Source organism: Constantimarinum furrinae (genome assembly GCF_014295415.1).
Lineage (GTDB): Bacteria > Bacteroidota > Bacteroidia > Flavobacteriales > Flavobacteriaceae > Constantimarinum > Constantimarinum furrinae.
In genome coordinates, this window is record NZ_CP052909.1 from 2,940,481 (window position 1) to 2,966,157 (window position 25,677).

The 25,677-nt window shown below is 39.0% G+C and carries 23 protein-coding genes; 13 read left to right on the forward strand and 10 right to left on the reverse strand.

The features are described from left to right. Nucleotides 1-61: 61 nt before the first annotated feature. Entirely contained in the window at nt 62-1,351 is a 1,290-nt protein-coding gene (locus ALE3EI_RS13455) for a T9SS type A sorting domain-containing protein (protein ID WP_186989515.1), read from the reverse strand. A 112-nt stretch (nt 1,352-1,463) separates the two neighbouring features. Between ALE3EI_RS13455 and ALE3EI_RS13460 the strand changes: the two genes are divergently transcribed. The 3 genes from ALE3EI_RS13460 (at nt 1,464) to ALE3EI_RS13465 (ending at nt 4,164) form a co-directional block, all read left to right on the forward strand. Further along, entirely contained in the window at nt 1,464-3,203 is a 1,740-nt protein-coding gene (locus ALE3EI_RS13460) for a redoxin domain-containing protein (RefSeq protein ID WP_186989517.1), read from the forward strand. Nucleotides 3,204-3,312: 109 nt separating this feature from the next. Further along, nucleotides 3,313-3,447, forward strand: coding sequence for a hypothetical protein (locus ALE3EI_RS13780; protein ID WP_262891066.1), 135 nt, complete (start codon nt 3,313-3,315; stop codon nt 3,445-3,447). 177 nt (nt 3,448-3,624) lie between these two features. Beyond that, nucleotides 3,625-4,164 (forward strand): SixA phosphatase family protein, encoded by a 540-nt coding sequence (locus ALE3EI_RS13465; protein WP_233279975.1) that lies wholly within the window; start codon nt 3,625-3,627, stop codon nt 4,162-4,164. Nucleotides 4,165-4,169: 5 nt separating this feature from the next. Here ALE3EI_RS13465 and ALE3EI_RS13470 read toward each other — a convergent pair whose 3' ends face one another. Further along, nucleotides 4,170-4,919, reverse strand: coding sequence for a DUF6503 family protein (locus ALE3EI_RS13470; protein WP_186989519.1), 750 nt, complete (start codon nt 4,917-4,919; stop codon nt 4,170-4,172). A 71-nt stretch (nt 4,920-4,990) separates the two neighbouring features. Here ALE3EI_RS13470 and ALE3EI_RS13475 point away from each other — a divergent pair, with 71 nt between their 5' ends. The 3 genes from ALE3EI_RS13475 (at nt 4,991) to ALE3EI_RS13485 (ending at nt 9,017) form a co-directional block, all read left to right on the forward strand. After that, entirely contained in the window at nt 4,991-5,956 is a 966-nt protein-coding gene (locus ALE3EI_RS13475) for a peptidoglycan DD-metalloendopeptidase family protein (protein ID WP_186989521.1), read from the forward strand. A 20-nt stretch (nt 5,957-5,976) separates the two neighbouring features. Then, on the forward strand, nt 5,977-6,441 hold the full coding sequence (gene smpB, locus ALE3EI_RS13480) for an SsrA-binding protein SmpB (RefSeq protein ID WP_186989523.1): 465 nt from the start codon (nt 5,977-5,979) through the stop codon (nt 6,439-6,441). A gap of 98 nt (nt 6,442-6,539) precedes the next feature. After that, nucleotides 6,540-9,017, forward strand: coding sequence for a DUF5686 and carboxypeptidase regulatory-like domain-containing protein (locus ALE3EI_RS13485; RefSeq protein ID WP_186989525.1), 2,478 nt, complete (start codon nt 6,540-6,542; stop codon nt 9,015-9,017). A 22-nt stretch (nt 9,018-9,039) separates the two neighbouring features. Here the strand turns inward: ALE3EI_RS13485 and ALE3EI_RS13490 are convergent, their stop codons facing one another. From ALE3EI_RS13490 to ALE3EI_RS13500, 3 genes are all read right to left on the reverse strand, one after another. After that, nucleotides 9,040-12,051 (reverse strand): serine hydrolase, encoded by a 3,012-nt coding sequence (locus ALE3EI_RS13490; protein WP_186989527.1) that lies wholly within the window; start codon nt 12,049-12,051, stop codon nt 9,040-9,042. Between the two features lie 27 nt (nt 12,052-12,078). Further along, nucleotides 12,079-12,702 carry a hypothetical protein gene (locus ALE3EI_RS13495; RefSeq protein WP_186989529.1) on the reverse strand — a complete coding sequence of 208 codons (624 nt, stop codon included), beginning with the start codon at nt 12,700-12,702 and terminating at the stop codon, nt 12,079-12,081. A gap of 173 nt (nt 12,703-12,875) precedes the next feature. Beyond that, complete coding sequence (locus tag ALE3EI_RS13500; RefSeq protein ID WP_186989531.1) at nt 12,876-13,517, reverse strand: protein-L-isoaspartate(D-aspartate) O-methyltransferase; 642 nt, start codon at nt 13,515-13,517, stop codon at nt 12,876-12,878. Nucleotides 13,518-13,645: 128 nt separating this feature from the next. Here ALE3EI_RS13500 and ALE3EI_RS13505 point away from each other — a divergent pair, with 128 nt between their 5' ends. Genes ALE3EI_RS13505 through miaA form a run of 7 tightly spaced genes read left to right on the forward strand, consistent with a single transcriptional unit; the run spans nt 13,646 to nt 20,686 of the window. Continuing rightward, a complete protein-coding gene (locus ALE3EI_RS13505) occupies nt 13,646-14,614 on the forward strand; it encodes a Gfo/Idh/MocA family oxidoreductase (protein WP_186989533.1) in 969 nt (322 codons plus the stop codon). Between the two features lie 18 nt (nt 14,615-14,632). Continuing rightward, nucleotides 14,633-15,523: a 3-hydroxybutyryl-CoA dehydrogenase gene (locus ALE3EI_RS13510; RefSeq protein ID WP_186989535.1), complete on the forward strand. Its 891-nt coding sequence runs from the start codon at nt 14,633-14,635 to the stop codon at nt 15,521-15,523. Nucleotides 15,524-15,538: 15 nt separating this feature from the next. After that, complete coding sequence (locus tag ALE3EI_RS13515; RefSeq protein ID WP_186989537.1) at nt 15,539-16,777, forward strand: DUF1015 domain-containing protein; 1,239 nt, start codon at nt 15,539-15,541, stop codon at nt 16,775-16,777. A gap of 1 nt (nt 16,778) precedes the next feature. After that, nucleotides 16,779-17,435 carry a YggS family pyridoxal phosphate-dependent enzyme gene (locus ALE3EI_RS13520; protein ID WP_186989539.1) on the forward strand — a complete coding sequence of 219 codons (657 nt, stop codon included), beginning with the start codon at nt 16,779-16,781 and terminating at the stop codon, nt 17,433-17,435. Between the two features lie 60 nt (nt 17,436-17,495). After that, nucleotides 17,496-18,875 (forward strand): exonuclease domain-containing protein, encoded by a 1,380-nt coding sequence (locus ALE3EI_RS13525; RefSeq protein ID WP_186989541.1) that lies wholly within the window; start codon nt 17,496-17,498, stop codon nt 18,873-18,875. A 37-nt stretch (nt 18,876-18,912) separates the two neighbouring features. Beyond that, a complete protein-coding gene (locus tag ALE3EI_RS13530) occupies nt 18,913-19,779 on the forward strand; it encodes an ion transporter (protein ID WP_186989543.1) in 867 nt (288 codons plus the stop codon). Beyond that, nucleotides 19,748-20,686, forward strand: a complete 939-nt coding sequence (gene miaA, locus ALE3EI_RS13535; RefSeq protein WP_233279976.1) for a tRNA (adenosine(37)-N6)-dimethylallyltransferase MiaA — start codon at nt 19,748-19,750, stop codon at nt 20,684-20,686. Before ALE3EI_RS13530 ends, miaA begins: the two co-directional genes overlap by 32 nt. A 33-nt stretch (nt 20,687-20,719) precedes the next feature. Here the strand turns inward: miaA and ALE3EI_RS13540 are convergent, their stop codons facing one another. The 5 genes from ALE3EI_RS13540 to ALE3EI_RS13560 all read right to left on the reverse strand — a co-directional run bounded on the left by ALE3EI_RS13540 (nt 20,720) and on the right by ALE3EI_RS13560 (nt 25,660). Next, a complete protein-coding gene (locus ALE3EI_RS13540; protein ID WP_186989545.1) occupies nt 20,720-21,436 on the reverse strand; it encodes a response regulator transcription factor in 717 nt (238 codons plus the stop codon). A gap of 3 nt (nt 21,437-21,439) precedes the next feature. After that, nucleotides 21,440-23,005: a sensor histidine kinase gene (locus tag ALE3EI_RS13545; RefSeq protein WP_186989547.1), complete on the reverse strand. Its 1,566-nt coding sequence runs from the start codon at nt 23,003-23,005 to the stop codon at nt 21,440-21,442. Nucleotides 23,006-23,080: 75 nt separating this feature from the next. After that, nucleotides 23,081-23,668 (reverse strand): dephospho-CoA kinase, encoded by a 588-nt coding sequence (gene coaE / locus ALE3EI_RS13550; RefSeq protein WP_186989549.1) that lies wholly within the window; start codon nt 23,666-23,668, stop codon nt 23,081-23,083. 15 nt (nt 23,669-23,683) lie between these two features. Further along, the gene (locus ALE3EI_RS13555) at nt 23,684-24,634 is read right to left on the reverse strand and encodes a YbbR-like domain-containing protein (RefSeq protein ID WP_186989551.1); all 951 of its coding nucleotides are present in this window, start codon (nt 24,632-24,634) and stop codon (nt 23,684-23,686) included. 24 nt (nt 24,635-24,658) lie between these two features. Beyond that, entirely contained in the window at nt 24,659-25,660 is a 1,002-nt protein-coding gene (locus ALE3EI_RS13560; protein ID WP_186989553.1) for a glycosyltransferase, read from the reverse strand. Nucleotides 25,661-25,677: the final 17 nt, after the last annotated feature.

Below are 25,677 nucleotides of genomic sequence, written 5' to 3' on the forward strand. Positions count from 1 at the left end.
AGAATCAATAAAAAAACCCGAAGCGACACACTTCGGGTTTTTAGGTTACCTTCAGTTTCTGTTATTCTTTCAGAACTTTAAACGATGTTGCTCCGGTTTCAGTAGCAACTTTTATAAAATAAGCTCCGGCATTCAGTGAAGCCATATCTAAAGAAACTTCTGAAGTATCATTATTAACATATAATACTTGCTGACCAAGAATATTATATACTTCAACTTTCAATATAGGTTCTGCATTTGAAATCTCAAGTACAGTAGATACCGGACTTGGATAATAACGAAGCTCTCTTAAGGATTCATTCGGCACACCCAGTGTTTCAGTTACGGTTATTGCGAGCAACTGACTTTCGCAACTGTTATCGGTAGAACTCACATAATACGTAGTTCCGTCCTGCAAAGGAGTGGTGTCGGGTATCACATTAGTTCCGGCAGCATCTGAATACCATGTTAAGTTTGTACCTGTCACATCAAGATCGGCCAGGGTCTCTCCAGCCACAAACGTCTGGTTACTATCCCCGGTTGGAGCAGGTGTAACCGTTACATTCACTACTTCTTCCATTCTTGCTGAAGTACAATTTTCTCCAGGGGTCACTGTCCAGTTATAGAAGAAATAGTATACGGTTGAATTGGTATTGTTATCATTGATCGTTCCCCCTACTACCGTTCCAATAGTGCCAATAGGATAAGGAAATCCAGGGTGACCTGAAGAAAATTCTCGAACCATGTTCGGACTGCTTTCGGCTACCAGATCGTAATCCAGACCTGCAGGCACAAAAAAGTCTAAGTTGAGCGTATGCTGTACCGGAGTGGTTGAATTACCGGCAGGTACGGCAATTGATACCTGTTCGATTATATTTAATCCGCTGTCCTTAAGCTGCATCACAACAGTTCCCGGTGAATTTGACGCCAGAAAAACATCTACCGTGTTAATGGTAAAATCGACATTAGCGTCAAAAGACAAACCCCACGGGCTCGTCACGGCTACGACAGCCGAATTTGTGGTGTTGGTAGGTGCCACCCGTGCTGCACCGGTAACAGGCGTTCCTGTTCCGCCGTTTACTGCTTCGGCCCAAAATGATGTTGTCGCTGAAAGTGGAGCACTAACAAATGGACTACCCGATCCTAACAGATTTCCACCTGAAGCAGCGTCGTACCAATTTACACTTTGTCCGTTGTGGGTAGCAGTGAGTGAAGCAGTTTCCCCTTCACAGATGGTTCCCGGACCCGATGTGGCTGTGATCACGGGATCAGTACAACCTTGAGAATAGGCCATTCCACTTAATAAAAGGGATAATCCTAGAACCAGTGAATGTTGTAAAAACTTGTCTTTCAATGAGTAATTTAATTTCATAACTATATTTTTAATTTTTGAAAAATTAGTAAAAAATATTTAGAATACATATATTCAAAATCAATTTAACGTAATCTGTATCCCTACCGTTCTGTTACCTAAAATATACATTTTGAAATTTCCCAAATCACTCTTTTTTTTATTAGTATTTTTTATAGTTTCCTGTGATAACCCACCTCAACCTATTGAAGATAGCAGAGAAAACGATTATGCCCTATTTGATGAGCAAGGGGCATTTCACCGACTCTCTTCATACAATGACAATACAGGCATAGTCCTTTGGATACAGGGTAACGGTTGCCCCATTGTGAGAAACCTGCTTTTAGACTTTCATACTATCGAAGCAGAATATTCAGAAAAAGGCTTTAAATTTTTCATGTTAAACAGCAATATCCAGGACAACAGGGCGTCCATTAAAAAAGAAGCTTCTGAATTCAATTTTAAGGTACCGGTACTTGATGATTCGGCACAACTTCTCGCTGATGAATTGGATATAACCATTACTGCGGAAGCCATCGTACTGGATCCCGTGAGTCGAGAAATTCTGTATCGGGGACCATTGAATGACCGACTTGATTATGAAGCCCAAAAAAGCACGGCTTCCGAGCATTATTTAAAAAAGGCGTTAGATGAGATCCTTACAGGAAAATCCCCGCAGTTAAAACAAAAAATGACCAAGGGATGCAGAGTAACCCGCCTGAGTTCACTCGAGGATAATGAAGATCTCACTTATACCGAAGACATTGCTCCTATTCTAAAACAAAATTGTGTACGATGCCATCACGACGATGGTCTGGCACCTTGGTCTATGAGCGATTATCAAACCATAGTGGGTTGGTCTTCTATGATAAAGGAAGTTATTTTAAGCAAACGCATGCCTCCCTGGCAAGCAGATCCGCATATTGGTGAGTTTAAGAATTCAGTCGCACTATCAGACAGTAATGCTCGAAAACTACTTCAGTGGATCGATAACGGGCTTAAACCCGGAACAGGTGACGACCTTCTTGCCAACCTTGAAATGGACAATAAGGAATGGCCAAAGGGAATACCCGATCAGATCCTCACTCTAAATACCGAAAGCATTCCGGCTACAGGAATCATAGGTTACCGATATCAGGAAATTCCGCTAAAGCTTACAAAGGGCACTTGGTTAAAAGGGGTTGTAATAAAACCCGGAAATACCAAAGTCCTGCATCATGTAGTATTAACTAATGAAGCTCGAAATAAAACGAGTCCGATCACCAACAGAAAGCAACGACCGTGGCAGGATAATTATATCGCACTAAGCGCCGGAGCGGAACTAAGTACTTTTTACCCCGACAGTACGGGGGTCTTCTTACCCAAGGGAACGGTATTAACTGCACAAATTCATTATACCCCTTCGGGACGAGAAGAAACCGATCAATCCACCATTGGATTGTATTTTCATGAAGATCCGCCACCCAAAGAGTTCTACGCCTTGTCCCCGGCAAATATGAACTTTACTATTCCGCCATTTGGAGAAAATATTAAAATTACCGCAAGTGATACCATAAACAGGGATATTTATATTCATTATGTGATACCCCATATGCATTACCGTGGGAAGGATATTAGAGTTTCAATTGTTGAACCCGATGGAAAAAACAAAGTATTGGTTTCTGTACCCGATTACAATTTTAACTGGCAGTGGCTTTATAAATTGAAAGTGCCGACATTCGTTCCAAAAGGATCCATTATTTTGGTAGAAGGTATTTATGACAACACCTACCAAAATCCGCTAAATCCCGACCCAACCCAAGAAGTAAACTGGGGATTGCAAAGTACCGATGAAATGCTTATTGGCTTCTTTAATTTCACACTAGCTAATTGATTCACATCAGGTTAAGGCCAATGTTTTATTTTAATTACCAACATCCTTCTGTAACAAATTATATGGTTTGGTCGTCATATATTCACAATCACCTTAAACCAACAACACTATGAAAACAAATTCTAATGCTTCTGTTCACATAGAGGCAAGGCAACGACCCAACACAATTTTGGGAATCTACATCTTATGTGTAACCATCTTTACAATTACTTATTCGATAATTACGGCTTCTCATATCCTGTAAATAAAAAAACCCCCTAAGCGTGTGATGAAATATGACATCAATGCTTTAGAGGGTTCATTAAATAACAACCTTTAACTAAATTCTCACAAAAACTAAAGTTTTGTTATCGAGACTTACGTAAGTTTTTACCTTCCGGTTTTTTGTATCTTGTAATTCTGAACTAACACCAACTCAATTGTGAAAAATCTATTTTTTATTTTTATCACCGTCCTTCTTATTTCTTGTAATAATTCTGAAAAAGATAAAACGGAAAATAATAGTTCAACGGACATTGAACATACAGAATCCACGACCTATTATCTCATCAGACATGCAGAAAAGGATCGAAGTGATACCAGCAACAGTGATCCCGAACTAACACCCGAAGGACATGAGCGCGCTAAGAGATGGGCAAAATATTTTAGCGATAAGGAATTGGATTTGATCTACACTACGCCCTTTGTTAGAACGATGCAAACCGTGTTATATACTGCTTCAGAACAAAATATCGAACCAAAACGATACGACCCCACCTCACTGTATTCCGAAGAATTCAAAAAAAATACCGTAGGAAAAAATGTGCTCATCGTGGGACATAGTAATACCACGCCGGCCTTTGTTAATGCCATTATTGGAGATAACAGGTATCCCGAAATGGACGATTACAACAACAGCAGTCTCTTTATTGTTAGGATAAAAGGTGATGCAACCAGTGTGCAGGAGGTTACTATTGAATAATTACCCTACTTATTATTGCCTAATGTTACGGTAATATCTTCCGTTTCAATGGTAGAAAGTAGTTTCAGGGCCCCCTTTTCAAACAAACTGTCCAGTTTTTCGAGAGAGACGTCTTTAGATTCAGGTTTATAATTGTTGTAATCCACAAATCTGATTCCCTCAATAATTCTTGCGTTATACGCTTCCCGAAACCGAATTCCTCCGCCCTCTACTGAATATTTGTAAGCGAAATAATCTACGGTAAAATTCTGTTTATGGATCCAATACATAAAAACATCATCAAAATCCTTACCGCCACCCTCTTCAGTAAAATAAACCTTAACCTTATAATAGGGTTGGTTGTTTACCATTCCCTCAGCCAGTAGTTCCTTTTTAGCAGCAGGAGCATTTAAGACATAAGGGATTTGAACAAAATAATGAACCGAATTCACGCTGTTGGCATACTTTTCTGAAATAGAATCGGGAAGTTCAATAATTTCCCCATGTAAACGTCTCTCAAAACCGGAATTGGTTATTACATCTTTTATGAGTCCGATCGAATCTGAAGTATGTCGTTCAAACCTGTACATCCCCCCTTTCCTCTCACTGACATATGTTCTGTCTCTGAAACTAAATTCGATCAAGGCAAAGTCGCAGTTTCCATTACAGGCTTTTTCTATTGCCTTGTCCACAATATCCTCAGCACTCAATTCTTGTTTAGTCTCCCCACAGGCCCATAACAATAAAACAATACAAAGCAGGGTTATATTTTTCATAGTTTGTGTTTGTAACAAAAGTACAGTTTATGTCACTTATCTTCCGAAAACCTTACGTAAAAGTCTGAATTATGAAAAACCATATCTTAGTAATACTACTGTTTATCGCTTCACATAGTGTTGCGCAAACGGAATCGTATCAAATTGCTCTTGAAGATTTTAAGACTCACTTCAACAACAGTGATGCGCAGGCCATATTCGACATGATGAACGGGACCATGCAGGAACAATTAGGATTCGACAACGTACAGAACATTGTTACTTCCTTCCGACGTAATTTAGGAGAAATATCAGATTTTAAATTCCTCAGTTCCGAAGGTATTACAGAGATCTACGAAACCACCTTCGAAAATGGAAAGCAGAACATTTCGTTTTCTTTGAATGATAAGAATTTACTCAACGGACTTCGTTTCTATCCGGCACAAGAAGAAGATGTTGTTGCAAAAATGGAACGCAATCAATCGAGGCTAAGTCTACCGTTTAAGGGAGAATGGTTTACGGTATGGGGTGGAGACACCAAAGCGCAGAATTATCACGTTGTTTCAAAAACACAAAAAAACGCCTTCGATTTTCTGGTTTTGGGTCCGAATAGAAAAACCTTCGAACGCAGTGGAACCCGAAACGAAGATTATTTTGCCTTCGGAAAGCCTATCTATGCGGTTTGTGATGCTGAAGTATTTAGGGTGATCACAGGCGTGGAAGACAATAAACCGGGCGAAATGAATCCGGCGCAAATGTTGGGGAATAGCGTGATTCTCAAAACCGAATATGACGAATACATTGTATATGCTCACTTCGAAAAAGAAACGATAAAAGTGAAAGAAGGACAATCCGTAAAGCGCGGACAATACCTCGGAAACTGTGGAAATTCGGGGAATTCTACCGAAGCACATCTCCATTTACATATTCAGGATGGTCCTAATTTTATGGGTGCCGTTGGTGTAAAGTGTTATTTTGATGAAATTTTGGTAAATGGTGAGAAAGAAAAAGATTATTCTCCCGTACGATTAGACAAAATAGCCCCTATAGAAGAGTAAAATATAGTATTTTTGCCGCTATGGCACTTCAGAAAAACGTACGCATAAAAAACCGAAAAGCTAGATTTGAATACGAGATCCTCGACAAATATACGGCTGGGATAGTGCTGGCCGGTACCGAAATAAAAGCCATACGAGAAGGAAAAGCTTCTATAGCCGAAAGCTTCTGTGAATTTAACAACAGTGAGTTATTTGTGATCAATATGACCATTCAGGAATATTCTCACGCCAATGCTTTTTCTCACAATCCTAAGAGTGAACGCAAATTACTGTTGAACCGAAATGAATTGAAAAAGCTGGAAAAAGAGGTGCGCAACAGCGGACTTACCATTGTTCCTCTACTCCTTTTTACCAATGATCGCGGACTCGCAAAACTTGAGATCGCCTTGGCAAGGGGTAAGAAAGAATACGACAAGCGCGACAGTATTAAGGATCGTGATAGCAAACGGAACCTCAGCCGGATCAAGAAGGCTTTTAACAATTAAACATGGAAAGGCCTCCTATATACCATAAATGCTAAACTTTTATTAAACAAGCAGCCATTTTAATTTTATCTTCGTTTTTTCGATAAGATATTTCCTGCATGATTCGATTTTTATTCTTAGGCATTTTTCTTATTAGTGCTACTTCCCATTCACAAATCGCCGGAAAGGTAACCGACGAGAAAGGAGAGTACCTTCCTTACGTAAATATATATCTGGAGGATTCCACTACAGGAACAACCTCAAATGACGATGGGAATTACGAACTGAATGTATCCAAAAAAGGAAACTATACTGTGATATTTCAGTTTTTGGGCTATACTACGGTTCGCAAAAATATAAGTATTTCTTCCTTTCCACATATTCTCAATGTTTCCTTGAAAGAAGAATCGGTGAGTCTGGATGAAGTTGTGATCAATACCTCTGAAGATCCCTCCTACCGCATTATTCGTAACACCATAGCAAAACAGAAAGAAAATCTCGACCGGATCTCGGCATTTACTGCCGATTTCTACTCCAGAGGGTTATGGCGTGTCGATAGTATTCCTGAAAAAGTCCTAGGTCAGGAGGTGGGTGATTTCGACGGGCAATTAGATTCTACCCGAACCGGGTTCATTTATTTATCTGAAACGATCTCAAAGATCGCATATAAAAAACCGGATGATTTTAAAGAAACCATCATTGCGAGTAAGGTAAGCGGAAATGATAACGGGTTTAGCTTTAACAGCGCTCAGGATGCCAATTTTTCGTTTTACGAGAATTCTATCGACCTCAATGCTGCTGTTGTTTCTCCAATCGCTACAAATGCCTTTGGTTATTATACATACAAATTGGATGGGATCTTTTACGAAGGCAGTAAATTGATCAATAAGATATTAGTTACGCCAAAACGACCAAAGGACAGAGTGTGGCAGGGTGTGATTTACATCGTGGAAGACGACTGGCAATTGTACGGAGTAGACCTTACCACTAATGGTCAGGCCATTCAGGTGCCGTTTATTAAAGAACTGATCTTTAAACAGAATTTTAAATTCGATACCGATAATGAAACTTGGATAAAACGCTCACAAACCATAGATTTTAGCTTTGGTTTCTTCGGATTTAATGGAGACGGAAGGTTCATTGCAGTCTATAGTAATTACAATTTCGACCCGCAATTTGAAAAGAGAACCTTTTCTAATGAAGTTTTAAAGTTTGAAGCTGAAGCCAATAAAAAGGATTCCTTGTTCTGGAGAGGTACACGTCCAGTTCCACTTACTGATGAAGAGTTAAACGACTACATTAAAAAAGACAGCATTCAGCAACTGCGTAAGTCGAAAACTTATCTCGACTCTATCGATGCAAAGAACAATCGATTTGGCCTATTGGACCCTATTACAGGTTACAGTTTCGAGAATAGTTATAACAAATGGAGACTGAACTATGACGGACCTTTTCCAAAGATCAATTTTAATACCGTACAAGGCTGGAATGCCGGTGCAGAGCTTTCGTTTTTCAAAAGTTATGACGAAAACCGAACTCAATGGCTTTCGGTATTTACAAGAGCTACCTACGGAATTTCGGATGACCGATTGCGTTTTAGCGGCGGAATAACGAAAAATTTTAATAGAACCAACCGTTTAAGACTTGGGGCTTACGCCGGAAATGAAGTGGTACAGTTTAATGCAGCCGAACCTATTTCTCCTCTGGTAAATACGGTATCTTCATTGTTCTTTGAACGAAATTATATGAAGGTCTATGAACTCAATTATGCGAGACTCGCATACAATCAGGAGCTGTTTAACGGCCTTAGGATTGGTACAAGTTTCGGGTATGAAGAACGGAAACCGTTATTTAATACCACTAACTATGTGACCCTGCCCAATGATGAAGTGGATTATACGTCAAACAATCCGTTAATGCCTTCAGATTTTACCAATGCAGTGATCTTAGAACACACTATTATAAAATCGAATATAACCGCAAATATCACCTTCGGACAGAAATATATGACCTATCCGGATGGTAAATATAATCTTGGAAGCGAGAAGTTTCCTGCACTTACCTTGACATTAGAAAATGGGTTCGGTGCTTCCGTAGAAAACTACAACTACAGCCAACTAAAGGCTTCGCTGTATCAAAGTATAAATACGGGAAATACGGGTCAATTTATTTACCGTCTTAAGGGAGGTACCTTTTTGAGCGGAGATAATATTTCCTTTGTGGATTATCAGCATTTTAACGGAAATCAGACTCGTGTTGGAACTACGTTCAACTACTCTAACGTATTCAACTTAATGCCTTATTACGATTTCAGTACAAACAGAAGTTATTTTGAAGGACATTTAGAACACGATTTCAGAGGGTGGATCCTGGGGAAGATACCGGGTATCAATCAGTTTAATTTTAATCTTGTTGCAGGAGCTCATTTTTTAAGTACCGAAAATAATAAACCCTATACCGAAATTTCTCTGGGAATAGACAATCTGGGTATAGGTAAATACCGTTTATTACGTGTAGATTATGTGCGCTCCTATTACAGTGGTGTAAGTGACGGTGCTTTTATCTTCGGACTTAAGTTCTTAAACATCCTTGAATAATTTTCTACAGATTCACAATAGTTTAATCGAACCATTCTACGTCAATTCTTTCCCAATCTACTAATTCCAACCCAGCTCTACTTTGATCATAATGAGTCTCCATATGATCGCAAAACTTTTGCATACTGGCCGAATCACCGGTTTCACCGGTAATGAATTCCTTATAGGCTCCTTGCTCCCATACTGCACCAACTCGCCAATCTTGATTATTCAACATATAATACTCGACATCTACTAATCGATACCCTTGTCCTCTCATACTTCGGACCTTATCATAGAAAGTAGTTGGGTCTATATTGAGCTCCATTTTGGATGGTGGTCCTTTTACCCATACTCCCGACCAATCAAGCAAATTCCCATTTGGATAACATTCTATATCGACTATTTGCAGTCCATTGCTCAAAGCCCGATCATGTTCATTTCGGAGTTCTTGAGTTTGCATAACGTTCATCAATTGTGATTTTTTATTCTCTTTTGAGTAAACACCCGCCCATTTACGATTGCCATTGTCCAGATAAGATTCCACATCTCTTAAAATAAATCCTTCTTGTTTGAGGCCATTTGTCGTAGTTTCCAAAAGACCTCTTGAAAGATTATATACCAATTTAGTCTTGGGAACCCCTTTTTTAAGTACGGCATCCCAGTATCTCTTTCCTTCATTCATATAAGTTTCTACATCAACACAGTTATATCCCGAATCCTGAAGACGCTCTATCTCCTTAAAGAATGCTGCAGTCTCATATCCTGTTCTAATGAGAACATCCCCGTCCCTTCGCCTCCAGACCCCATAAAATAAATCACTCCCATCTGTCATACCTCGTTCACATTTGTCATACGGTGTAGGGGTTAAGCCCGAATACAGTGTTGGACGAACATTTAATTCCTGAAAAATATACTTAGTTAATTCGGGTAAATTGGCATATTCTGCTGGTGCCATAAGAGCAATTCCGGTGCTGTCGGTGGGAAAGAATTGCATATAGGACCTTGAATTTCCCCCGTGACCCCCGTGATATACTCTAAAATTATTGCCTGTGCCTCTAAAATACAAACCATAACTATATGACAGACTCCCGCCAACCGAGGCTGTGACACTATTATTCCACAACTGATCTTTTTGCCCATCAAAAAATACTCCGGTACTCAATGCATAAGTATATTTTGCCAGATCACAAATATTAGACTGATAACCTCCACCGGGCAATGTCCATTCGGCTCGATTGCTTTGATGAGATGTTAACATCCCATCATAGGTTTTCTTATGTCCCCATCCCGGCGGTTCTGCTATACTAAAGGATTGCATTCCAATTTTATCAGCAATATTTTTTTGGACCCAATCGACATATCCGTTCGGTGCCGCCTTATCAATTGTTGCTCCGGCCAGAACGAAACCATATGAAGAATAGTGCCATTTCGAACCCGGATTAAAATCAATCACCGATTTATTGAAAACGCTGACGGCTTTCTTGGCATCAAAAACCCCTGGCGGACTAGAATATTCTTTTTCTTCTATGAATTGGACGTAAGTGTCTCTTCCCAGTTTAGCGTACTTGTTGTTCGCACCAGCACGAGTACCTTTACCATAGTGCTGGATCCCACTGGTATTATTCAACAACTGGTCGATAGTGATAGATGTTAATCGAGCATCCACTCCTTCAACGTTTCCTGAAGTATCTGTATATGTTACATTCTTCCAGTTATCGACGTACCTATTGGCGTAATGAGATACCTTATACCCTGAAATTCCTTTTTCTTCAAGCTGTGCTGCGGCTACACCTGTAATAGATTTAGAAATTGAAGCCCATTCCATCGTTGTATTAAGGTTTATAGGAATTTCTTCATATAAATCTCTATAACCGTACGCTTTAAGATGAACCATTTTTCCATTTTTATACACAGCAACTGCAAGACCCGGAAGATCTTGTAGGATCATTTGTTCTTTAATCACCTTATCAACTCCTGCATCAAAAGCGGGATTGCAAAAACTTTGCGGAACTGTTCCCGAACCGGTAGCTCCTCCTCCTACAGTACCACCACCAGAATTCCCTCCTCCACCAGCTGTTCCTCCACTACTTCCGCTACCCGACATTGGACCTCCTCCACCCATATTAGGTTGTCCTCCTATGGAAGGTAATCCTGTTTGAATTAATCGTTGACCTCGGTCTGCAGGAACTGCTATGGCATTGGTTGGATTAAAACTTGGGTTACCCACTGATGTTGGCACATAGATTTGGGTTTTGGTAGTACTATATCCACTTGGGTAGTAGCGTATAAAGAAACCATCGGGATGCTTGGTCCAGCGTCCGGGTCCAAACTCAGGCACAAGGGGCTCCTCACCCGGTAACATTGCAATATTTTCATAATCTTCATAGGTAGAAACTCCTCGGTAATAGCTCGCTCTGAGATTATTTTCGGCTTCTACAATTGCTCGAACAGCATTGGATGAATACGCCAGTTTCTTCATTTCCTTGCGGGCAAGATTATCGAAACTACCTTTGCTTAATCTCGCAATTTGTTCGGCAGATAACAGTCGTATGGCTGTTAATTTTACCGGTCCGTTCATTTTATTAAAATCCGTTTTTGCAATTATCGCCCATAATAACAATTGTACTTCTTTTTGTGTGAGTCCGGAATCCTGTTCATAGGCCTCTATAATTGTAGCAATAATGTCGGCTTTGGGTCCTTTTAAGGGAGCATAGAAGCGACCACGACCCGTTGTTGGCATATATGTGCCGGCTTTAATACAAAAGCTTTGAAATCTTCCTTCATAAAATCCCGGCTGTAACAAAAATCCTTCACCCTCTACATAGGGCTGATTGTGTAAGTCTAAAAAGTCTGCATCATTTCCGAAGTCATCCTCAAAATACCTTGTTTTATCAACATCCTTAAAAGAAGTAGATACAGGGTCTGCACTTAGCTTTTCGACCGTAATCCCGGCAATAGTATTCTTCACTTTCTTTATTTTATCAAGAATTTGGGCTTCCGAAGCAACTGAAATAAAAATGAAGCCAATGAGAAATAAGATACATTTTTTCATAGATTGAAATTGTTTAGATTTTAAATTTTAATTCGCGATAGCCACTAGTTTTTCAAGTTCCATCGCTTCAAACATTTGCCATGCCTCCTCCCGCTCCATTTGCTCGGTCTCTACAGTTAAACAAAATCGATCACCGTAAAATGTGGTCAACTCATATTTATTATTACCGGTGAAATGAGTTTCTTTAGCTTTAATTCCATTTTCCGTAACCGATCGTTGATATCCCCAGTTGTGTTTAGTGTCAAATTCTGAAATAAGAGTATTGTAAAATGCGCCAATAGAACCACTTGCTTTTGGCCCTGCTCCATCCATGATAGTGATCTTTACCACTTTCGAATTCTCTTTAGATCTGTATGTCGCACCAAAACTTGCTATTCCGGCTTGTATCATTAAGTTACTGGCCATATGTGTTCGATTAAAACCACCGGGTAAGGTTTCCGGTGACCAATGTTCCCATTGTGATTTGGTTAGCGGCTCCAGTTTAGATAAGGTTTCAACTGTGGAAGCTCTGTGATCTATGGTTTTTTCAGCATTCTTAATGGTTTTACTGGTTTGAGAAACCGAACTCGCAGCTTCTTTAACATCATTAAGACAAGCGCTAAAAAAAAGTAATATTGAAACAGCTATGCATAGGTTAGGTTGAAATTTCATAATTGATTTAATTAGTTAAATGTTGAACAGGGTAAAATTCCTTTTTATAGATTTTTACCTATATCAATTATGTAACAAAGTTGTTATCATTTGTAACATCTTTGTTCTGTGAGAGGGTATACGACAGTTATTAGCTTTAATCTAATAGCACGGAGCAAGCAATGTGGTAATCACTAATTTTTATCCTCGAGTAGCGGGACAAACCTAAATTCTCCAAATTCTTCCTTTTCGAATTCGGTTTCTGAAGTTCGTGTAAAGACCGTCATGACCTGAATTTTTTCACCAACAGGAATGACCAACTTACCGCCTACTTTTAATTGGGCCATTAATGGCTTTGGAACAAAAGGTGCACCTGCAGTAACGATAATTCCGTCAAAAGGAGCCTCTGATGCCAGTCCGATGTACCCATCACCGAAGATCAGTTTTTTGGGACGATATCCCAATTTGGGAAGAAATAGCTTCGCCTTTTTAAAGAGTTCACTTTGCCGCTCTATTGAATAAACCAAGGCTTTCATTTCAATGAGGACAGCGGTTTGATAGCCGCTACCGGTTCCAATTTCTAGGATCTTATCGTTAGGATTTACATCCAGTAATTCGGTTTGACGAGCTACAGTATAGGGCTGAGAGATGGTCTGATCGGCGCCAATAGGAAAGGCCTTGTCGATATAAGCATGATCAATAAAACCCGAGTCCATAAACAAATGACGAGGAATTTTATTTATTGCTTCAAGGACTTTAGGGTTTTCAATACCTTTAGTGATAAGGGTTTCCACCAATTTCTTTCTCATCCCCTTATGTGTGAAGGTATCTTTCATTAGTACAAAGATGGAAAGAAAGCATTAAAAAACAAGTGTCGGAATACAAAAATATGGATTTTGGAATTCGGTGGTTCATTCCCGAAATTTTCTTTAAAATCCCTTACATTTGTGTAAAAATTCAGCCCATGCTAAAAGCAGGAGTTCTGGGTGCCGGGCACCTGGGAAAAATTCATCTCAAATTACTGCAACAATCGACCAAATACGACTTGATCGGTTTCTACGATGCAGATAAGAATGCTTCTCAAAAAATTGAAGAGGAATTCGGGTATAAAAGCTTTCCCTCTATGGAAGCTCTAATCGATGCCTGCGATATGGTCGATGTGGTCACCCCCACCATTCATCATTTTGCTTGTGCCAAAAAAGTAGTGGAAGCCGGAAAACATCTCTTCATCGAAAAACCAATAACCCATACCGTTGAGGAAGCAAATACGATACGGGACCTTGCAAAAAAGCACAAAATTCGTGGACAGGTAGGACAGGTAGAACGATTTAATCCTGCATTTATGGCAGTAAATCACATGATCGATAATCCTATGTTTATCGAGGCTCACAGATTGGCAGAGTTTAACCCTAGAGGTACCGATGTTTCGGTGGTGCTCGATCTTATGATCCATGATATAGACGCTATCCTTAGTGTGGTAAAAAGTCCGGTGAAACAAATTTACTCCAGCGGTGTTTCAGTTATAAGTGAAACACCAGATATTGCCAATGCACGTATAGAGTTTGAAAACGGCTGTGTAGCTAATCTTACTGCAAGTCGTATTTCCATGAAAAAAATGCGAAAGGCGCGTTTCTTTCAAAGGGACGCCTATATTTCGGTGGATTTTCTTGAAAAGAAATGCGAAGTGGTAAAGATGAAGGATGCACCCGAAAACCCCGATGATTTTGCCATGATTCTTACCAACGCCGAAGGAGTGCAGAAACAGATCTATTTCGACAACCCTCAAATTAGTGAAAACAACGCCATATTGGATGAGCTTGAAGCCTTTGCTCATGCCATACAAACAGATACTACTCCGATTGTTTCATTGGGACAAGGAGCTGAAGCACTTCGGGTGGCAATGCAGGTGATCGAGAATTTTAAAACGCTTTAAATTAACAAATCATAAACTATGAAAAATGTAGCGGTTATAGGCGCTGGTACTATGGGGAACGGAATTGCCCATACTTTCGCCCAGTTCGATTATAAAGTTCAGCTAATTGATGTTTCTCAAAATTCTTTGGACAAAGGAATGGCTACCATTACCAAAAATCTGGACAGAATGGTTTCTAAAGAAATTATTTCTGAAGAAGATAAAATTAAAACCTTAAAAAACATTACCACCTACACCAGTCTTGAAGATGGCGTAGAGTATGCCAGTCTGGTTGTAGAAGCAGCCACCGAAAATGTAGATCTGAAACTGAAAATCTTTAGGGATCTGGATAAATTTTGCCCGGAGGACACTATTTTGGCTAGTAATACCTCTTCCATCTCCATTACAAAAATTGCCGCCGAAACCTCCCGCCCCGATATGGTGATCGGGATGCATTTTATGAACCCGGTTCCTGTAATGAAGCTGGTAGAGATCATAAGGGGGTACAGCACCAGTGACCAAACGTATACTACAGTTGAAGAAATCTCTAAAAAGTTAAGTAAAGTTCCTGTTGAAGTGAACGACTATCCCGGGTTTGTAGCCAATCGCATCTTAATGCCCATGATCAACGAGGCTATTGAGACTTTGTACAATGGTGTTGCGGGGGTGCAGGAGATCGATACCGTTATGAAATTAGGAATGGCACATCCAATGGGGCCGCTGCAATTGGCCGATTTTATCGGGCTTGATGTGTGTCTATCCATCCTCAATGTCATGTACGATGGCTTTAAAAACCCGAAATACGCTCCATGTCCTTTATTGGTAAATATGGTAATGGCAGGAAAAATGGGGATTAAGAGCGGTGAAGGTTTTTACGATTATAGCGAAAGCAGAAGAGCCGAAAAAGTATCAGGGCAGTTTTTAAAATAAACTGATTGTATAAGAATGGCTAACATAATTCCTTTTAAAGCAGTACGCCCCTCCAGGGATAAAGTGAGTTTGATCGCGGCGCGATCCTACGACAGCTATACGCCTGCCGAAAGGGAATCGCGTTTACGGGATAATCCGTTTTCCTTTTTGCACATTGTTAATCCGGGATATAAATATCAGAAACAGATCGCAGGTCCCGAACGCTATACGCTTGTGCGAAATCGCTATCAGGAATTTAAGGAAGATGGTATTTTTTTACAAGAACAGAAACCGGCCTTTTATGTCTATAAGATCGTTAACCGTGATGGATTGGTTTTCCACGGAATAGTTGCTGCTGCGAGTACCGAAGATTATGTTAAGGATGTCATCAAAAAACATGAAGATACTATTGAGTACAGAGAAACACTATTTAAGGAATACCTGAAAACTGTCGGTTTTAATTCCGAACCAGTGCTATTAACCTATCCCGATAACCACAAACTAAAATCCATCATTGAGACCGTTATGAAAGCACGGTCGGAGTACGAATTTACGACTACCTACAGAGATACTCATTATTTGTGGGTAGTAAATGAACCCAAAATAATTGAAGAGATCGGTTCAATTTTCGATCAAATGGATGTGTTATATATCGCAGACGGCCACCATCGTTCTTCTTCTTCCTATCTACTGGCGGAAACTTTAAAATCTGAAAATAAAGATCACAACGGAACCGAAGCCTATAATTATTTTATGAGCTACCTCATTCCTGAAAGTGATTTAAAGATCTACGAGTTTAACAGACTCGTCCGGGATCTTAACGGCCTGAGCAAAGAAGAGTTTTTAATTGCGCTGGACGCCTTATTCCGAATAGAAAAAAGAGGACAGGAATATTATAAACCTTCTAAAAAGCATCATTTTAGTATGTATCTGGATGGTGCTTTTTATTCGTTATATCTTCGGAAGGGCAATTATAAAATCGAGAACGCCTTAGACGGACTTGATGCCCAGATCCTATATAAGACAATACTGAAACCTATTTTGGGCATTCACGATCTTCGAAACGATAACCGCATCGATTATGCGCATGGTAAACACGATCTTGCCTATGTAAAATCGATGGTCGATTCGGGAGAGTTCGCAGTAGGTTTTGGCTTGCTTCCTGTCACCACTCCCGAAATGAAACAGATCGCGGATGAAGGTTTAAAAATGCCCCCAAAAACTACCTATATAGAACCCAAACTAAGAAGTGGTGTAACGATCTATGAATTTTAATATGTCTGTTTCAGAAAATATAATTCAACTAAAAAGAGAAATCCCCGATACAGTAACCCTGGTTGCTGTTTCTAAAACTAAGGCAGTGCCCGAGATCATGGAAGCCTATAACACCGGACATCGCATCTTTGGTGAAAACAAGATACAGGAAATGGAGGCCAAATGGAAGGAAATGCCAAAGGATGTAGAATGGCATATGATAGGACATGTACAACGAAATAAGGTAAAATACATGGCACCGTTTGTGAGTTTAATTCATGCTGTAGATAGTTTAAAACTGCTGAAAGAGATCAATAAACAGGCACGAAAAAACAACAGAGTCATAAACTGCCTTATCCAGATAAAAATTGCCGAAGAAGAGAGTAAATTTGGACTAAGCGAAGCAGCCGCGCGAGAAATTCTTGCTTCAGAAGCTTTTCAGTCTATGGAACATGTAAACGTCCTGGGCGTAATGGGTATGGCAACTTTTACCGAAAATGAAGCCCAACTGGTTAAAGAATTTCAGAAATTAAAAGCGTTCTTCGACACCTATAAGAACAAGTACGGATTTACAGAGATCTCTATGGGAATGAGCGGAGACTATGCGGTCGCCATTGCACAGGGAAGCACAATGATACGTGTAGGGAGTGCAATTTTCGGGAAACGCAATTATTCGTAAAGCCCAAAAAATAGCCTTACTTTTGTTTATCATAATAATAAAATCGGGGAAAGTATATAGATGTACGCAATCTTAGACATAGAAACTACCGGAGGAAAATTTAATGAAGAGGGAATAACTGAAATTGCGATCTACAAATTCGACGGCCATAAGGTAGTCGACCAGTTTTCCAGTCTTATCAATCCCGAACGCAGCATACAACCCTTTGTGGTAAATCTCACCGGTATAAATAATGAAATGCTTCGTAACGCTCCCAAATTCTATGAAGTAGCCAAACGAATTATTGAAATAACTAACGATTGTATCCTGGTGGCACACAATGCCAAATTCGATAACAGGATCCTAACTACCGAATTCGACCGGCTGGGTTACGAATTTGAAAAGGACACTTTATGTACGGTGGAGCTCGCAAAAAAGTTACTCCCAGACCTGCCCTCGTATAGTCTTGGAAAATTGGTTCGATCTTTAGGTATTCCATTAAGCGACAGACACAGAGCTCAGGGAGATGCCAAGGCTACCGTGAGTTTATTTAAACTTTTACTCTCCAAGGACAGTACGAAAGAGATCGTAAAAAAACTGGTAAGAAAGGATCCTAAGCGCCAATTGGAACCGAAATTACTGGATATCATAGAACATGCCCCTGCAGAAACCGGCGTGTATTATATGCATCGTGAGGACGGATCGATCATCTATATTGGAAAAAGTAAGAATATCAAAAAGCGTCTAACACAGCATTTTACAAGTGACTCCAGAAAGTCTAAGAAAATACAGCTTGAAGTGGTTGAAGTTACATTCGAGCTTACGGGAAATGACCTTATTGCACAATTGAAAGAGTGCGAAGAAATTAAGAGGAATAAACCGAATTATAATCGTGCTCTTAGAGGAACGGTATTTAGATATCAATTATCTTCATTTGTTGATCAAAATGGATATATAAATCTGTCTATTGAAAAAGCAAACAGTAAAAAACAGGCGATAACCACATTTACTAATTATCAACAAGCAAAATCTTCACTTTACAGAATTACTGAAGAACATCAATTATGTCAAAAGCTCAATGGCCTTTATAAAACCGAGAGTAGCTGTTTTTTATTCGGACTTAAAGACTGTTACGGGGCCTGTATCGAACTTGAGCCTGTGGAGGAATATAATGACCGGGTTCAAAGCTTTCTAGAAAAATACAGTTACGAGAACAATCACATGCTTATTATAGACAAAGGAAGGGATATCGATGAACGATCGGTGGTCTTAATAGAAAATGGTGTTTATAAGGGCTATGGATTTTATAATCTAAATTTCCAGATCAATAATATCGATATATTAAGATCGATCATCACTCCCATGCAAAATAACCGAGACGCACAACATATCATTCAAAATTATCTCCGAAAGAACAAAGTACTTAAAATTGTTAATCTACCCGAGGAAGCCGCCATATAAATAAAGTTGTTTACTTTTATATTAGAAATAGAACAGATTGGAGCCCGTAAAAAAGAGTAACTGGAGAAAAAAACTTCATGACATTATCTACGAAGCCGATACCCCATTGGGAAAGCTTTTCGATATTGTCCTGCTTGTCCTAATTTTACTTAGTGTATTTTTTGTTACTATAGAAAGTGTGGCAGGACTACCGGAAAAGGTCTACGACCTGCTGTATTACGGTGAATGGGTAATTACGATCTTCTTTACTTTCGAATATATAGCACGGATCATTACGGTTAAAAAACCCGCTCGCTATATTTTTAGCTTCTATGGAATCATTGATTTCTTATCAACCATCCCATTGTATTTGTCGTTTATTTTAGTGGGAAGTAATTTTTTACTTACCGTTAGAGCTTTACGACTTTTAAGGGTTTTTAGGATCTTAAAAATAACACGATATGTGGGCGAGGCCAACAAATTAAAAAAAGCCCTTCAGGATAGTAGGCCAAAGATCTTGGTGTTTCTTTTTGCCGTTCTCATTATTTCGGTCATTGCCGGGACGCTTATGTATTTAGTTGAAGGAGAAGCAAGCGGCTTTAATAGTATTCCAGTAAGTATCTACTGGTGCATTGTTACGCTTACTACAGTAGGTTTTGGTGATATAGCTCCCATAACACCCCTGGGACAACTTATCGCAGCGATTATCATGATCATGGGGTATGGAATAATTGCCGTGCCTACAGGGATCGTTAGTGCCGAATATGTTAGGTCCAAAAATATAGAAGACGACAATTACGTCCATGTGAATACCCAGGTATGCCGTAATTGCGGTGCAACGAAACATAGGGACGATGCAGAATTTTGCCATAGGTGCGGTAATACGTTGCACGATGAAATTCAACCAGGTGGTAATGACCTTTAAAAAACCATTGTTAGTTGTAGTAATGGGCACAACTGCCATAGGTAAAACCTCCTTGGCAATCTCTATTGCAAAGTTTTTTTCTTCGGAAGTCATTTCGGCAGATTCTAGGCAATTTTTTAAGGAGATGTCTGTGGGTACGGCAGTCCCATCAGAGAATGAACTAGCCGAAGTTCCTCATCATTTTATTCAGAATAAAAGTATATTCGACAAATACAGCGTTGGTGATTTTGAGCGGGAGGCCATTCAGAAATTAACTGAATTATTTAAAAATAATGATTTGGTGGTGATGGTTGGAGGTAGCGGACTGTATGTAGATGCCGTCATAAAGGGACTGGATCATTTCCCTAATGTAGATCCTTCTATTCGGAAAGAATTAAATAATGAGCTTGAAGCGCATGGGCTGCAACAATTACAACAAGAGCTGCAAGCTGCAGATCCCGGTCATTATAAAAAAGTAGATCACAACAATCCGCACAGGATAATTAGAGCACTGGAAATTTTCAGAGCGACGGGCAAGCCGTATTCTTCATTCTTAAAAGATGAGAATGTACCTAGGAATTTCGATACATTGCAAATTGGGTTAACTGCAAAGCGTTCTACCGTCTATGATCGGATAAATACCAGAGTTGACCAAATGATGACCAACGGTTTATTGGAAGAGGCAAAAAAACTTTATAAGCACAGAGCTCTAAATGCTATGCAAACTGTGGGTTACAGAGAATTATTCCAATATTTTGATGGGACGCTATCGCTTGATACTGCTATTGAAGAAATCAAGAAAAATACCCGGCGTTTTGCAAAGCGTCAAGGAACTTGGTTCAGAAAAAACCCGGATATCCATTGGTTCGATGCTTCGGAAGATCATCACACGATTATTGAATTTATTACACAAAGAAAAGCCCTCTAACAGGGCTTTCTTTACACTTATCCTATCAAAATATTATTGATCAACTTCGTCTTTCACTACCAATCTGAAGCCTTCACCATGAATATTTATAATTTCTACACCATCATCTTTTCCTAAATACTTACGCAATTTGGCGATATAAACATCCATACTACGTGAGGTAAAGTAATTGTCATCCCTCCATATTTTAGTCAGTGCCAGTTCACGAGGCATTAGGTCATTCTTATGTAAGGCCAATAATCGAAGAAGTTCATTCTCCTTGGGAGATAGCTTAATTGGATCTTCCTTTTTATAGGTAAGAAAGCGCAATTTAGAATTAAGGTGGAAGTTACCCACGTTAAATTCAAATTGTTTACTATCTGCTATAGAATCGGTTGCTTTACGCTGAATTATCGCCTTGATCTTCATTAACAATACTTCACTGTCAAAAGGCTTATTGAGGTAATCGTCTGCTCCTACTTTATACCCCTTTAAAACATCCTCCTTCATGGCTTTAGCGGTTAGGAATATAATTGGAACATCTTCGTTCTTTTCTCTAATTTCCTTCGCTAAAGTAAATCCGTCCTTATACGGCATCATTACGTCGAGAATACAAAGATCGAAGTCATCTTTTTTAAACTTCTCGAAGCCTTCCATTCCGTTTTTTGCATGAGTGACCTGATAATCATTCATTGCCAAATAGTCTTTAAGGACCGTTCCGAAATTGGGATCGTCTTCTACTAAAAGAATTTTCTTGTTTTCAGTTTCCATAATTTATGATATTAAGTGTAGTTTAATAATAAAGGTACTTCCTTTGCCTTTCTCACTTTCAACGTATATTTCGGCATCATGGTCCTCCAGAATACGTTTAACGTAGGCAAGGCCAAGCCCATGACCTTTTACGTTGTGAATATCACCGGTTGCTTCCCGGTAAAACTTTTGAAATATATTTTTTTGCACATTCTTATTCATCCCAATCCCTTGATCGCGTATCTTTAGAATAATACTGTTCTTTACGTTTTCGGAAAAAATATCGATCTTGGGTTCATCTTCCGAATACTTGATCGCATTATCCAGTATATTAACGAAAACATTACTTAAATGCGATTCATTCCCTAAAACTGAATCTTTCAGGGCTGCAAAATGAGTTTTTATATACCCGTTTCTGTCTTCCACGATCAAACTTACATGTGAAATCGCATCGTCTATTACATCGTGTATTTTTAATCTGTCCTTAGGCAGGTCGAGTTCATTTTTCTCCAGTTTCGAAATACGCAGCACATTTTCAACCTGTGCGTGCATTCTTCGGTTTTCATCTCGTATCATCTTCAGGTATCGGTCTCTAAACTCCTGGTTTTCTTTAACCTTTGGATTATTCATTGCATCTAATGCAAGATTGATGGTTGCGATAGGAGTTTTAAACTCATGCGTCATATTGTTAATGAAATCACTTTTAATTTGTGAAATCTGACGTTGTCTGAAGATCTGGGACAAAGCATTGGCAAATGCGATCACAATTACCGCAGTAAACACCAATGAAAGAACCGCCATTCCCAGTATGGAATTTAATGCGACCTTTTCCTTCTCTGTGAAATTCACCAAAAGTTGATAACTTAAATTAAGATCTTCATTTACAAATAGCGGAACCTCGAAAGTCTTCTCGGGAGAATATTTAAATTTTTTCGAATGAACTTTGGTCGCAAGATCATTACTGTAAATTGCGTATTCGAAATTTGAATTTAATCCTCGCTCTTCAAGTTCTCTTTCAATATGTCCTTCAATTTCTTCTCCGGTAACTCTTTTATGTACCGGTGTTTTTGCTGAAATATTCCTGAATGCCGATTCAAACTGATTCCGTTCGTAATCTTTTAGACGGCTAAAGGATTCGACGGTCGATTTTGACGTATTACTATTTCCATCCAATCCCGAAACAACTCTGGTCTTGCTTTTCTTATTGGTGATCTTTTTAAAAGCAATACTGTCGATCTCCGTATCCAGAAAGTTGGAAGACAATTTAAAATCTTCTTCCAGAATTCCGTCTGAAAAAATATACGTTTCATTGTTGTTATCGTTCTTCGTTGTATAAACTAACTCACTGAAGTTTATATTATCGGGCGTCTGCAAGCTGTCTACTAGACCACTGTAAATATTATAGTAGTCTTCAATTTCCCTTAATTGAATCTTTTCTGAAACTTCGAGTAGAATTTGCCGAAAATTAAGATTTATCTGATCCTCTTTAGTTCTATAAGAATTTAAGATCCAATACCCCTGAACAAAAATTATTCCCAACAATGATAGAGACATCAGTGCGATGAGTAGAATAAAAAGCTTTTTGTTCATAAGACCAAAAGTAAGATTTTAACATTTAGGCGGCTTTCCATTTAACCAAATGTTAACAAAATGAATTGATCCTACTTATCTTGACTTTTTACATAGTAAAGTATGAAGTTTTTTTACTTCGCTTTCTGTCTTATTCAGGTCTATATTTTCGATAATGAAATCGGCCAGTTTCATCTTCTTTGCATCACTCCACTGATTCTTCATTCTGGCCTCGATTGCCTCCACATTTGCGTGATCCCGTTTTATAATACGCTGCAGGCGGGTCTTTTTAGGTGCAGTTACTAAAATCGTGTGATCACAGTATTTATAACTTCCGTTTTCAAATAGAATAGCTGCTTCTTTTATCACATATTCCGTATGCTGTTTTGAAGCCCAGCGCTTAAAATGTTTTGCAACCCTGGGATGTATGATCTCATTTGTTGCTTTTAACAACGCTGCGTCATTAAAGATTTTATCAGCAACAAACTTGCTATCAAGTGCATCGTCTTTGTAAGCAGCATTTCCAAGTAATTGAATAAGTTTGCGTTTAATTATTTTTGAGGAGTTAGTTAGTTTCTTTGCCTCCTTGTCTGCAATATAAACCGGAACACCAAGCTCCTTAAACATAAGTGCAACTGTTGTTTTTCCACTTCCAATACCCCCTGTAAGTCCTACGATCTTCAAAATATCTGAGCTAAATTATTTAAAAACGAGATAATCGATTTTCTTTTCACTGAATTCTATATTCAGTATCCCTTCCGGTTTATCAACCAGTTCGAGTATCATAAAATTTTCACCGGCATCTCTTTTAGCGTAGTCACAAATTAGCGTAAAGTCTCCTTTTTCAATTTCGTTAAACCGCGCTACCGATACCTCGAAAGTGATGGTTACCATTTCTGGAATTATTTTAATCGTAGTATCGGAAGGTGCATTGGTTAGCTGTACGGGCACATTGAGTTCTTTTTGAGTAAACTCATGAACTTCTAAGTGGTATCTCACACTTAGGGGATTAAAAAAAACCCCACTATAACCTGCCGTATCAATCAATACTTCATTAGTTACATCACTTTCAATATTTTTTAAGAATACCTTTTTCGTAAAAATACTATCGACCATCTTAAGCCGCTCCAATGAACCCGAAATTGTAATTGAATCGGGTTCAACTTCAAAGCCGTTTATAGCTTTATACCCATCTTTAAAACTAAGCTCCGACGCAACTCTTACCGGGATCTTTTTTACCGTAATAGCAACCAATTCGATCCTTAACTCAGGAACTGAAACATTGTTAACAGTTGGACTTTTGTCCATCTGCTGGGTGATGGCTTTCACAAGATCAGATCCGCTTAAAACTACAATATTGTCTCCGGGTTTATAATAATCTGAAACATCGATTTGCACTGTTGGAGATTTCATTTTGTATAGCAGAAATTCGAATCCATTCGCCGTGAGATCGAAGGATAGTTCAGAAAGATTATCTTTAGAAAGTGTCGTCTCTGGAGGAATATTAGTATACTCCAAAGGAGCCACTATGGTAGCAGTATAGTCATTTGAAAATTTTGCAAGACCCCAGAAGACAATAGCCACTAATAAGAATAAAAAAAAAGCACGAAGCTTTGTGGTTTTATATTTACGTTTATAGGTGTTGCCCATGGTTTTTTGTATTCTGAATTAAAATTACTTAAAAAATAATTTCGGAAACTGTTTCACTGGATCTTTCTTCAGTAGCCCTATATAATAACTGGATCTTAAAAAAGCCATGCCATAACCGAAAAACTGAACGAAAAGTGCCACAACTGCCAGCAGTCCAATTTTTATGCTCTTATTTTTTAAGGCAGCATCAAAGAATATTAAAAGCACATAAAAAAGCAAGGGAGCAATACACCATTTACTGAAAAATATGGTACTAAAAACAGAGAATACTACGAACATTAAGAAGAGCGAAGGAAGCCAGAAAGTTATTTTAGCAGCTCTCGGATGCCAGGAGTTGAGTATAGGTCTTACCAAGCCAAATTTCGTTACCTGAGTATAAAATTTATTCCAAGAAATCCTGCGTTTATGAAACACATAGGCGTTGGGGATAAATGTTGTTTTAAAACCGGCCTTTAGAATTCGCTGAGAAAGATCGGGATCCTCACCGGGATGAATTTTAGCAAATCCTCCTGTTTTTTCGAACGCTGCCTTTGAAATTCCCATATTAAAACTACGGGGTTCAAAATTAGAAATACTTTTTTCACTACCCCTAATTCCCCCTGTAGTAAAGAAGGATGTCATCACATAATTAATTGCCTTTTGCAACGGACTAAAGCTTCGATGAGCGGCATCGGCACCCCCATAGCAGTCGTGATACTGCCTTTCCAAAAAGTCATTAACCGTAGCCAAATAATGTTCGGGCAGCAAACAATCTGAATCCAATATAATAAAGTAATTTCCGGTAGCTCGTTCCATCCCATAATTTCGGGATGCTCCCGGACCTGAGTTTGGTTTAGAATAATATGAAATATTGAGTTTAGATCTGTATTGTTTAACTACTTCCTCGGAAGAAAGCGTCGAACCGTCCTCAACAATAACAATTTCAAAGGGTTGATTGAATGAAATTAAAACGAAACTTTCCAGAAGTTCCTTTATTTCCTGGGGCCTGTTATATACAGGGATAACAAAAGAATAGGAAAGCGCCATCAGACAAAGGTAATCAA